The sequence below is a fragment of the Actinomadura darangshiensis genome (assembly GCF_004349235.1).
Classification (GTDB): domain Bacteria; phylum Actinomycetota; class Actinomycetes; order Streptosporangiales; family Streptosporangiaceae; genus Spirillospora; species Spirillospora darangshiensis.
This window is the reverse complement of record NZ_SMKY01000286.1, coordinates 1-11524: the sequence shown is the minus strand read 5'-3', so window position 1 is coordinate 11524 and position 11524 is coordinate 1. Positions and strand designations below refer to the sequence as shown.

The 11524-nt window shown below is 73.2% G+C and carries 7 protein-coding genes and 2 pseudogenes; 4 read left to right on the top strand and 5 right to left on the bottom strand.

What is annotated here, in order from left to right; all coding sequences use genetic code 11:
• Together E1293_RS37995 and E1293_RS37990 are read right to left on the bottom strand one after the other, a co-directional pair.
• Nucleotides 1-330 (bottom strand): annotated as a pseudogene (locus tag E1293_RS37995) (hypothetical protein); the annotation flags it as partial.
• A gap of 268 nt (nt 331-598) precedes the next feature.
• Entirely contained in the window at nt 599-1186 is a 588-nt protein-coding gene (locus E1293_RS37990; protein WP_243717168.1) for a YbhB/YbcL family Raf kinase inhibitor-like protein, read from the bottom strand.
• Nucleotides 1187-1575: 389 nt separating this feature from the next.
• On the opposite strand from E1293_RS37990, the gene E1293_RS37985 reads away from it, so the two are divergent.
• Nucleotides 1576-2949: an NAD(P)/FAD-dependent oxidoreductase gene (locus E1293_RS37985; protein ID WP_132203466.1), complete on the top strand. Its 1374-nt coding sequence runs from the start codon at nt 1576-1578 to the stop codon at nt 2947-2949.
• Between the two features lie 135 nt (nt 2950-3084).
• A complete protein-coding gene (locus E1293_RS37980; protein ID WP_132203465.1) occupies nt 3085-6288 on the top strand; it encodes an AfsR/SARP family transcriptional regulator in 3204 nt (1067 codons plus the stop codon).
• 16 nt (nt 6289-6304) lie between these two features.
• Here E1293_RS37980 and E1293_RS37975 read toward each other — a convergent pair whose 3' ends face one another.
• Entirely contained in the window at nt 6305-7114 is an 810-nt protein-coding gene (locus tag E1293_RS37975) for an ABC transporter permease (RefSeq protein ID WP_132203464.1), read from the bottom strand.
• Nucleotides 7111-8106, bottom strand: a complete 996-nt coding sequence (locus E1293_RS37970) for an ATP-binding cassette domain-containing protein (RefSeq protein WP_132203463.1) — start codon at nt 8104-8106, stop codon at nt 7111-7113. Before E1293_RS37970 ends, E1293_RS37975 begins: the two co-directional genes overlap by 4 nt.
• A gap of 258 nt (nt 8107-8364) precedes the next feature.
• Between E1293_RS37970 and E1293_RS37965 the strand changes: the two genes are divergently transcribed.
• Both E1293_RS37965 and E1293_RS37960 read left to right on the top strand, forming a co-directional pair.
• Nucleotides 8365-8925, top strand: a complete 561-nt coding sequence (locus E1293_RS37965; protein ID WP_132203462.1) for a PH domain-containing protein — start codon at nt 8365-8367, stop codon at nt 8923-8925.
• A complete protein-coding gene (locus tag E1293_RS37960) occupies nt 8922-10334 on the top strand; it encodes a PH domain-containing protein (protein WP_243717165.1) in 1413 nt (470 codons plus the stop codon). The genes E1293_RS37965 and E1293_RS37960 overlap by 4 nt, the downstream gene beginning before the upstream one ends.
• A gap of 49 nt (nt 10335-10383) precedes the next feature.
• Here the strand turns inward: E1293_RS37960 and E1293_RS48005 are convergent.
• Nucleotides 10384-11524 (bottom strand): annotated as a pseudogene (locus E1293_RS48005) (hypothetical protein); the annotation flags it as partial.

The window sequence follows — 11524 nt, the reverse complement described above, 5'->3', positions numbered from 1 at the left end:
CGGCGGGGCCGGGGCGGAGGTGGGAGCGGCGAGCGGGCCGCCGGCGACGCGGCGGTCGGGGACGGGCTCGGGCGCGCGGTCGTAGCCGCCGTCGTCGTATCCCTCGTCGTACCCGTCGTTGTAGCCGGGGCCGGGACCGTACTCGTCCTGGCCGCCCATGGGCTGCTCCTGCGGTGGGACTCCACGGCGGCCGCGCGGCTGCTGCGGCTCGTCGTCCATCCAGTCGTCGTCGTCGCGTCCCGCCCTGCTGGCCCGCACGCCCAGGACCACGAGGACGACCACGAGGACCACGACCACAATGAGGCCGAAGACCACGATGTAAGAAGTCATGCCACCACCCAATGCCTTGGCCCGGCGAGAGTTGCCGGCGCGGACCGCGGGTCCGTCCCGTTTGTCGCCGGCGTCCGGATGTCGTCGGGCTTCCGCCGCCTCGGCTTACCCCGATTGTGTCCGACCGCTATGACCGTTGTCACACCCTTCGCGCACATTTACCCTCACACGGCGCGTACCGATCGGCCAACCTCGCCGACCCGCACACCCCTGTTGGCTACAACCCCCCGAGGGGTCCGCCCTGACCCTGAGCTCAGTGGCTCCACGGTCAACGCGCCTGCTCGCCGCCGAAGTTCCCGGTGATCCGCCCGCGTCCGATCGTGTGCTCGGCGATGGCGGGGAGCGAGTCCTTCAGTGCGGCGCCGTTCTGGAACGGTGCCGGGTCGTCCAGCGCGTAGATGGTGAACCGGTACCGATGCCGCTCTCCCTTGGGCGGGCACGGCGGTGCGTAGCCCGCCTTCTTGCCTGTGGTCAACCCTTCGACGGTCCTGTCCAGCCGGGCACCTTCGACGAGCTCGTTCACCGTCCCGTCGATGCCCGCGATCACCCAGTGGACGTAGGCGCCGCTGGAGCCGTCCGGGTCGTCCATGACGATCGCGAACGACTTCGTCCCGGCCGGCGTGCCCGACCACCGGAGCGGCGGGGTCTTGCCGCCTCCGCCAGGGTACGTCGTGCAGCCGTACCTCGGGGGCAAGTCGCGCCCATCGCGGAAGACGGGGCTGGTCACGGTGAACCACTCCGACAGCTCGGCGCTCTTGTTCTGGGGCTGGCCGATCAGCCCGCAGCCGCCCAGCACCCCGGCGAGCGCGAGGGCGCCCACCGCGGCCGGGATCGGACGCCGGTCTCTGCTCATCATCGATACGCTCCCGGGCGAGATCGTACGCCGCGCGCCGCCGGATCGCCGATAGCTCGGCCCCGCGTCTCGGCCGCGTGCGTCCCGCCGCCGGCGCCCCCTTCCTGGTCCGCCCCAACCATAGAGCGTCCCCGGGGGTGGAACGGGCCGTTCGCCGGGCTCCGGGCCGGAGACCTGCGGAGCCGCATCCTGTGACCTTCGTCATGCGTGCATTGCCCCGTTCCACCCGCAAAAATGGGAAGGAGTGGCGTGTTTCACACGCGATCCAGTGCTCCGCTTTACCAGAACCGGAAGTTCATCGGTTCTTTCATGGTTATTGATTGGTGCCGGGCACGCTCCATCAGCTAGCTTGTGAATGTCTTCACAAGCCGACCGTGACATTGGAGGCCGCAATGGCCAGGACCGCCGAGGGGACCCCTGGCGCTCCCCACATCCTCATCGTGGGTGGCGGCTATGTGGGCATGTACACCGCCCTGCGCCTGCAGAAGAAGCTGAAGCGCGAGCTCAGGCGGGGCGAGGTGAAGGTCACCGTCGTGGACCCGAACTCGTACATGACGTACCAGCCGTTCCTTCCCGAAGCCGCCGCCGGGAACATCTCCCCGCGGCACGTCGTCGTCCCGCTGCGCCGGGTGCTGCCGAAGTGCACCGTCCGCAAGGCGCGGGTCACCGAACTGAACCACGACGAGCGATGGGCCATCGTCCAGCCGCTGGCCGGGCCCCCGGAGCGGATCTCCTACGACTACCTGGTGATGGCGGCCGGCGCGGTGCCGCGGCTGCTGCCGATCCCCGGGCTCGCCGAGAACGGCATCAGCCTGAAGACGGTCGGCGAGGCCATCCACCTGCGCAACCACGTCCTGGAGCAGCTGGAGATCGCCGAGTCGACCGACGACGTGGAGCTGCGCCGCAAGGCGCTGACCTTCGTGTTCGTCGGCGGCGGGTTCGCCGGCGTCGAGGCCGTCGCCGAGCTGGAGGACATGACCCGCGACGCGACCAAGTACATGCGCAAGGTCACCCCGCAGGACCTGCGGTTCATGCTGGTCGAGGCCACCGACCGGATCCTGCCCGAGGTCGGCCCCGACATGGGCAGGTGGACCGCCGAGCAGCTGCGCGGCCGCGGCATCGCCGTGAAGATGAAGACCTTCCTCGAATCGGCGGTCGGCGGGCAGATCGAGCTGTCGGACGGCAGCAGCTTCCCGGCCGGGACGCTCGTCTGGAACGCGGGCGTCAAGCCGTCGCCGGTCGTCCGGCACGGCGACATCCCGCTGGACGGGAAGGGACGGGTGAAGGGCACCGAGTACCTCACCATCGAGGGCCTCGTCCGCGCGTTCACCGCCGGTGACAACGCCGCGATCCCGGACCTGACCGAGGACGGCATGTTCTGCCCGCCGAACGCCCAGCACGCCGTCCGGCAGGCCAAGGTGCTCGGCGACAACCTCGTCCGGTCGCTGCGCGGCAAGACCCTCAAGCCGTACGTGCACGGCAACCTCGGCACGGTCGCGGGCCTCGGCCTGCACAAGGGCGTGGCGAACCCGCTGGGCATCAAGCTCAAGGGCTGGCCCGCGTGGTTCTTCCACCGCAGCTACCACGGCGCGATGGTCCCGACGTTCAACCGCAAGATCCGCGTCATCGCGGACTGGACGCTCGCGCTGTTCCTCAAGCGCGAGACCATCTCGCTCGCCACCATCGAGCAGCCGCGCGCCGACTTCGAGCTGGCGGCCCTCGACGGCGGCAAGGCCAAGAGCAAGGCCACCGAGTCCGCGGCCTGACGTCTGCGCGCACGACGCCCCGGCGGTCCCCCGACCGCCGGGGCGTCCTGTTGTGCGGGCGCGCCACCGGCCCCGCCTCCGCCCCGGCGGCCGTGCACGGGATCGAGCGCGCCCGCGGCACTGCAAAATGATCGGGTGCGCATCGGGATTCTGGGCCCCCTGGAGGTCGCCGCGGACGACGGCGCGCCCGTCGCGGTCGGTGGCGCCCGCCTGCGGGCGCTGCTGACGCTGCTCGCCCTCGACCCCGGTGCGGTGCTCCCGGCGGAGCGGATCATCGACGCGCTCTGGGAGGACGAGGTGCCGCGGGGCGCGCCGAACGCGCTGCAGTCCCTCGTGTCGCGGCTGCGCGCCGCGATCGGGCGGGACGTGGTCGAGTCGCGGCCGGGGGCGTACCGGCTCGCCGTGGCGCCCGGGTCCGTCGACGCCCGCGACTTCGAGACCCGCGTGCGGGACGCGCGCCGCGCCGCCGCGCCCGCCGAGCGGTCGGCCGGGCTCCGCGCGGCGCTCGCGCTGTGGCGCGGCCCGGCGCTCGCCGGCGCCGCCGGGTTGCGGTTCGCGGACGCGCCCGCCGCCCGGCTGGACGCGCTGCGCCGCGCCGCGCTGGAGGAACGGCTGGACGCCGACCTCGCCCTCGGCCGGCACGCGGACCTGGTCCCCGAGTTGCAGGCCCTGGCCGCCGAGGACCCGCTGCGCGAACCCGTGACCGCCCTGCTGATGCGGGCCCTGTACGCGGACGGGCGGCAGGCCGAGGCGCTGGCCCGTTACGAGACCGCCAAACGCGCGCTGGCGGACGGGCTCGGGGTCGACCCGTCCGCCGAGCTGGAGGCCGTCTACCTCTCGGTCCTCCGCCAGGACCTGCCGCACGCGCCGGTGCCCGAGAGCGCGCCCGAGGGCAACCTCCGGGCCCGGCTGACCAGCTTCATCGGCCGCGACGGCGACCTCGGGCGGGTGGACGACCTGCTGGGCCGGGCCCGGCTCGTCACGCTCACCGGGCCCGGCGGGTCGGGCAAGAGCCGGCTGTCGCTGGAGGCGGCGGAGCGGGTCGCCGGCCGGATGCCGGGCGGCGCCTGGCTCGTCGAACTGGCACCGGTCACCGAACCGGCCGAGGTCCCGGCCGCCGTGCTCACCGCGCTCGGGCTCCGCGAGGCGCCGCCGATCACCGCCGGGCCGCCGCCGGACCCGGCGGACCGGCTCGTCGCCGCGCTGTCCGGCCGCCGGCTGCTGCTGGTCCTCGACAACTGCGAGCATCTGCTGGACGCGGCCGCGGGACTGGCCGAGGCGGTGCTGGAGCGCTGCCCGGGCGTCCGGATCCTCGCGACCAGCCGCGAACCGCTCGGCATCACCGGGGAGACGCTCTGGCCCGTCGAGCCGCTGGAGCCGCCGCCGGTGGCCGCCGGACCGCAGGAGGCGCTGGCCTCCCCGGCCGTCCGGCTGTTCGCCGACCGGGCGGCGGCCGTGTCACCCGGGTTCGCGGTCACCGGCGCCAACGCCGGGTGGGTCGCGGGGATCTGCCGGGCGCTGGACGGGATGCCGCTCGCGATCGAACTCGCCGCCGCCCGCCTCCGCGCGATGACGCCCGGCCAGATCGCCCTCCGCCTGGACGACCGGTTCCGGCTCCTCAGCGCCGGCAGCCGCACGGCCATGCCCCGCCACAAGACGCTCCGGGCCGTCGTCGAGTGGAGCTGGGACCTGCTGGACGACCCCGAACGCGTCCTCTGGCGCCGGCTCGCCGTCTTCCCCGGCGGCGCCACCCTGCAGAGCGCCGAGGCGGTGTGCGCGGGCCCCGGTCTGGACGCCGGCGACATCCCCGACCTCCTCACCGCGCTGGTCGACAAGTCGCTCCTGACCGTCGGCGACGCCGGCGGCGAGCCCCGCTACCGGATGCTGGAGACCATCCGCGCCTACGGCCTCGAACGCCTCGCCCTGGAACCGGCCGCTCCCGAACCGGCCACCGGGCCGGACGAGGAGACCGCGACCAGGCGGGCGCACGCCGAGTACTTCGTCCGGCTGGCGGAGGAGGCCGAGCCGCACCTGAACCGCGCGGACCAGCTGCCGTGGCTGCGGCGCCTCACCGCGGAGCTCGACAACACCTCCGCCGCGCTGCGCTGGACGATCTCCGCCGGGGACGCGCCGCCGGCGATGCGGTTCTGCGCGGCGCTCGGCTGGTACTGGTTCCTGAACGGCAGGCTCGGCGACGGCGCCGACAACCTGGAGGAGATCCTCGCGCTGCCGGGCGTCCCCGACGACCAGACCACCGCCCGCGCCCTCGCGCTCGCCGCGCTGGCCTCGCTCGACAACCAGCGGAGCGACGACCGCGTCACGGCCTGGCTCGCCCGGGCCCAGGAGATCTGCGCCGGGCTCGACCGCTCCTCCCTGCACCCGGTGCTGCGGCTGATGCTGGAGACCATCCGGTTGTACGTGGTCGGCTGGGACAGCGCCGCCGTCCTGGACAACGACGTCCTGCTGAGCGATCCCGACCCGTGGGTGCGGGGGCTCGGATACTTCGTCCGCGGCCAGATCGCGCACAACTTCGGGCGGATCGGCGAGATCGAGGACGCCTTCGCGCGGGCGCTCGCCGCGTTCCGCGAGTCCGGCGACCGCTGGGGCCTGTCGTTCACGCTCACCTCGCAGGCCGAGATCGTCGGCCGGCGCGGCGACCACTCCGGCGCCGCCGCCCTCTACGAGGAGGCGCTGCGCCTGAACGCGGAGCTGGGCGGGGGCACCGCCGGGCTCCTGCACGTCCGGATGAAGCTGGCGAACGAGCTGGACCTGATGGGGGAGCGGGACCGGGCCGAGGCCATGCTCCGCGCCGCCATGCGCGACCCGGGCGCCACCCGCGGACCGGAGGAGCTGGCCGCGCTGCACTACCAGCTCGGGGAGTTCGCCCGCCGCTCCGGCGCCACGGCCGAGGCCCTGAACCGCCTGTCCCAGGCCGACGAGCTCACCGAGGACCTGCCGGGCCCACCGCAGTTCCGCGCCATGGTCCTCTGCACGCGCGCCCAGCTGGACATCGCCCTCGGCTCCATGGACGAGGGCACCGCACGGCTGGACGAGGCGCTGCGGTGCGCCGTCGAGGCGCAGGACTACCCGATCCTCTCCCACGTCCTCGCCGGGCACGCCGAACGCGCCCGTGTCCTCGGCGACCCCGTCCGCGCCGCGGAGCTCCTCGGCACCGCCGACGCGCTGCGCGGCACCCGCGACCTCTCCCTCCCCGACGTCATCGCCATCGAGGCCGCCACCCGAGCCGACCTGGGCGAAGCCTCCTTCGCCAACGCCTACGCCCGCGGCCAGACCCGCACTTTCCAGGACGTCCTCGACGACTTCGCCCTGAACCCGTGAGATCAGGCGCGTGAGATCACGCGCGCTTCTTGAAGGCGCGCAGGGACAGGGGAGCGAAGACGAGGGAGATGCCGACGCCCCACGCCAGCGCGACCCAGGCGTGTTCGAGGACGGGACCGCCGACCAGGAGGCCGCGCATCGCCTCCACCAGCTGCGTCACCGGGCTGTTGTCCATGCAGAACGCCAGCCAGCCGGGGATCCCCTTGGTCGTCGGGATGAACGCGGTGCTGAGGAAGCTCAGCGGGAAGATCACCACGAAGCCGAAGATCTGCACCTTCTCCGGCTCGTTGACCTTCATCGCGATGTAGACCGCCGTCCAGGAGAACAGGATCGCGAAGCTCAGCAGCAGGACGAACGCGGTGATGAGGGCGAGGACGTTCGTCTCGATGCGGAAGCCGATGGCGAACCCGACGACCAGCAGGATCAGCATCGACCACGCCTGCTTGACGGTGTCGGCGATGATCCGCCCGGCGAGCGGGGCGCTGCGCGCGATCGGCAGGCTCCGGAACCGGTCGAACACCCCCTTGGTGATGTCGGTGTTCAGCCCGAACCCGGTGCTCATCCCGGCGAACAGGGCGTTCTGCGCGATGATGCCCGGAATGACGACCGGCAGGTACGCCTCGACGCTGCCGGCCATCGCCGGGCCGAACACGTAGGCGAACAGCAGCACGAACATGATGGGCTGGATGGACAGGTCCAGCAGCTCCATCGGGTTGTGCTTGATCTGCACCAGGTTGCGCCACGCCAGGGTGGCCGTGTTGCGCACGGCGGTGGCCGGAGCGATCCGTTTGGACAGGTTCTGCGGCGCAAGCGTCGCGGTGGTCATGCGGACGCCCCTTCCTTGCCGGCGGCCTGCTTCTCCAGCTCGCCGGCCTCGGCGTCGATGTCGTCGGTGTGGTGGCCGGTGAGGGCGAAGAACACCTCGTCCAGGCTGGACTTGCGCAGCGACAGCTCGCCGACGGCCACGCCGGCGTCGTCGAGGCGGCGGACCACGGCGGGCATCAGCTCCGGGTCGGTGATCGGCGCGCTGACCAGGTCGTCGCGGACCTCGGGGACGGCCTCCGCCAGCTCCCCGACGATCTTCGCGACCGTCTCCACGTCCGGGGCGTTGACCGGGCGGACCTCCAGCACCTGCCCGCCGACCTGCGCCTTCAGCATGTCGGACGTGCCGTGCGCGATGGCCTCGCCGCGGTCGATGACGATGATGTCGTCGGCCAGCCGGTCGGCCTCCTCCAGGTACTGGGTGGTGAGCAGCACGGTGACGCCGTCGTCGGTCAGGCCGCGCACGATGTCCCAGAGGCCGTTCCGGCTGCGCGGGTCGAGGCCCGTGGTCGGCTCGTCCAGGAAGAGGATCTGCGGGCTTCCGACCAGGCTCGCCGCCAGGTCGAGGCGGCGCCGCATGCCGCCCGAGTACGTCTTGGCCGGGCGCTCGGCGGCCTCGGTGAGCTGGAACCGCTCCAGCAGCTCGGCGGCGCGCGCCTTGGACGCCTTCCGCGCGATGCCGAGCAGCCGTCCGATCAGGACGAGGTTCTCGGTGCCGGTGAGCATCTCGTCGACCCCGGCGTACTGGCCGGTGAGGCCGATCAGCTGGCGCACCTTGTGCGCGTCCTTCACCACGTCGAACCCGCCGACCTGGGCGCTGCCGCCGGTCGGCTCGATCAGCGTGGCGAGGATCCGGGTCATGGTCGTCTTGCCCGCGCCGTTCGGCCCGAGGACGCCGAGGACGGTGCCGGGCTCGGCGGTGAGGGAGACGCCGGCGAGCGCCCTGGTCTCACCGAACCGCTTCTCCAGGCCCTCGGCCTGGATCGCGTAGGCCATGTGATCTCCTAGTGATCGGTTGCCGGACGTCTGTGCCCCGCTGACCGGGGAACCAGCCAAAATATGCGGTGTCCGGGTGATGCGCATCCAGTTTTTCCGCCGCCCCTGGCAAAGACGCCGGCAACGACGTGAGGCGCGCCCTCACCATCGCAGCCGCCACTGACAAAACGCCCGCGGGAGCGCGATCGTGCCGCCGGATCCGGGGTTCCGGCGCCGCGCGTCAACGGGAGGGTGCCTCCGGCGTTCTAAACTCACGGTGTGACGTCGGTGCGGCGCAGTCACCACAGGGACGGCGGGGGCCCGCACCCGCCGCGCCTGCGGCCGCCCGCACACCGCGTCTCGCCCCGCGCCATCGCGCACTGGGCCATCGAATACCTGCTGGTGTGGGGCCTCGCGTTCGGCCTCGCCCTGGGCGTCGCCGCCTGGCTCGGCGACTCCGGCTGGGACGCCCTGCCCGGCTGGCTGACCGGTCGCGTCGGACTGCTGCCCTACATCGTCGGCATCGCGGGGCTGCTCATGGTGACCGTCGCGCCCGTGTGGCGCTACCGTGTCCACCGCTGGGAGGTCAGCGCCGACGTCGTCTACACGCGGACGGGCTGGTTCAGCCGCGAATGGCTGCTGGTCCCCGTCGGGCGCATCCAGACCGTCGACAGCAAGCAGGGCTGGATCGAGCGCCTGCTGGGCCTCGCGACCATCGAGGTCAACACCGCCTCCCACACCGGCTCCTCGGAGGTGTCCGGCCTGCCCGTGGACGTGGCCACCCGCCTCGCCGAAGACCTCGCGCACCGCGCGCACGACCTCCGCGACGACGCCACGTGAGCCTCCGGCTGCATCCGCTCACGTTCATCGTCGGCGCCGTCCGCGAGCTGGCCGCCCTCCTCGCCGCCGGCGCCACCGGCCTGCTCGTCGGCGGGATGTCCACGGCGTTCTACTTCACCCTCGCGGGCCTGGCCTTCGGGCTGGTCTTCCACGTCGCCAATTGGGTGACCTTCACCTACGTCCTGCACAATGACCGAATCGAACTGCGGCGGGCGCTCGTAGGGCGGTCGGTCAAGAGCATCCCGCGCGACCGCATTCGCGGCGTGGACATCAGCGCGTCCCTGCCGCACCGGCTGCTCGGCCTGGCGATCGTCCACATCGACGCCGGAGCGGACGGCGGCGAAGGGGAGCTCAACGCCGTCTCCCGGCACGAGGCGGAACGGCTCCGCCGCGTCCTGCTCACCCGCGACCTCCCGGCCCCGCCGCAGCGCGTGCTCGGCCGCATGCGGCGCCGCTGGTACGTGTACGCCCCGCTCAGCGGCGCCTACCTGCTGACGCCGTTCGCGCTGGCGGGCAGCCTCCTCGGCACCGTCTACAACCTCGGCGACGACCTCGGCCTCATCACCCGGGAGCGCGTCGCGAACGTCGGCCACGACGTGGTCGGCCTGCCCACCGCGCTCGTGCTCGCGCTGATCATCGTGATGCTGGTCGCCATGCCGGTCATGTCGGTGATCGTCTTCACCCTCTTCAACTGGGACTTCACCGTCCGCGAGCGGGACGGCTCCATCGTCGCCGAACGCGGCCTGGTCACCCGCCGCAGCGTCTCCCTCGAACGCCGCCGCCTGCGCGGCGTCGAACTCACCGACAACCCCTTCGAACGCATGGCGGGAGTGACCCGCCTGGGCGCCCTCATCACCGGCCTCGGCGACGCCGCCCACCGCGGCCGGCTCCTGCCCGCCGCCCCCCGGCCGGCCGCCGAGTCCCTGGCCTCCCGCGTCGTCGGCGCCATCCCCGGCCCGCTGAAACCGCACCCGGAGGCCGCCCGGAGCCGCCGCGTGATCCGCGCTGTGGCACCTCCGGCCGGCGTCGCCGTCCTGGCCGTCCTCGCCGGTCAACCCTGGGTCGCCTACGTATGCGGCGCCTTGGCCGTCCTGGCCGTCCCCCTTGGCCTGGACCGCTACCGCCAGCTGGGCCACGCCACGGACGGCGAACGCCTCAGCGTCCGCTCGGGCGCCCTGCGCCGCCGCCAGGTCGTGGTCGAACACAGCGCGATCGTCGGCTGGCGCATCCGCCGCACCCTCTTCCAACGAAGACTGGGCCTGGCCACCCTGTTCGCCGCCGTGGGCGCAGGCGAAGGCGGCTACTCGGCCACGGACATGTCCGAACCGGACGCCATAGCCCTGGCCGCCGCCATAACCCCCGCCTGGCTGACCCCGTTCCTGGAACCCCCCAAGCAGGAGCGAACGTGACCTCCGCTTCCGCCCGGGCTGGTTGACGCCTTCGTTGGACGGTCGGCCGTTACTCGGGTCGGCGTGCGCCGAACATGATCTCGTCCCAGGACGGGACGGATGCGCGTTTGCCCTTGGGCTTGCGTCGCCGAGCCGGTCGCTGCGCTGCGGCCGGTTCGCCGTTCGCCGCCGCGGCGGCGGCGGGCTTGTCTTGGGCGGCGGGCATCGAGGGACGGCTCGCCGGCTTCTTCTTGGCCGGCGCGCGCGACCCCTGCCGCTGCGGTGCCGCGGGCTTTCTGGCCGCGGCGGGCCTGCTCTCCCGATCGTCCGCCGCAGGCGTCTCGGGCCGGCCGGTCTCGTCCGCGTCGCGCTCCTTGGCCGCGGTCTCATCCGCCGAAGCCGCGTCGTCCGCCACGCCGGTGCCGGCGTGGACGGTTTCGCGCTCGTCATCCGGTGCGTCCTGGACCTGGGGCGCTTCCTCGGAACCGACCGCTTCGTCCTCGTGCGGCATGTCATGCGACTCGCCGACCGATGCGGCGTCGCGCTCCCGCGCGCCCTCAACCGGCTGGGCGCTTTCGTCCGCTTCCGCCGCGTCCTCCGGCCGGCCGACCTCGTCGGACTGCGCGCCTTCGTTCGCCTGGGCCGCGGCGGGCGAGTGGGCGGCCTCGCTCTCCTGCGAGGCGTCGTCCTGCTGGACGGGCCGCGCTGCGGCGGGCGGCTGTGCCGGTGTGTCCTCGCGCGCGGTGTCGTCTGCTTGCGCCACGTCGACCGGCTGCGCGGGTTCGGTCGCGTCCGCCGTTTCGCGGGCCTGAGCGGTCGTGTCTTCTCGCGCCGCGTCGTGCTCCGGTGCGGTCTCGGCCGCCTCGGTGGCCGCGCCGGCTTGGGGCGTTCCGGCCGGCTGCGCAACTTCCGCAGTGCTCGCCGTCTCGCGTGGCTGGGCGGCCTCGCGGGGCTGCGCCACGTCGTGCTGCCGCGCGGGTTCGCTCGGTTGCACCGCGTCGGGCCGCTGGACGGTGTCGTTCGTCGCCGTGGGGCGCAGCGGGGGCGCTGCGTCTTCCCGCGGCGTTTCGGTGACGGGCGGTGAGTCGTCGGGGCGAGCCGGTTCGGTCGTGACGGGCTGGCGGGAGGCGTCGCGCAGTGGTGCGGGACTCGGCCTCGGTGCGTTGCCGGGCCGGGCGGTGGGGAGGTCCTCGGTCTCGCGCGGGGGAGCG

What these genes read in the sequence shown, in the direction of transcription:
- E1293_RS37970 (WP_132203463.1), bottom strand. Translation starts at nt 8,106, where the DNA reads ATGGCCTACGCGATCCAGGCCGAGGGCCTGGAGAAGCGGTTCGGTGAG.
- E1293_RS37975 (WP_132203464.1), bottom strand. Translation starts at nt 7,114, where the DNA reads ATGACCACCGCGACGCTTGCGCCGCAGAACCTGTCCAAACGGATCGCT.
- E1293_RS37990 (WP_243717168.1), bottom strand. Translation starts at nt 1,186, where the DNA reads ATGATGAGCAGAGACCGGCGTCCGATCCCGGCCGCGGTGGGCGCCCTC.
- E1293_RS37985 (WP_132203466.1), top strand. Translation starts at nt 1,576, where the DNA reads ATGGCCAGGACCGCCGAGGGGACCCCTGGCGCTCCCCACATCCTCATC.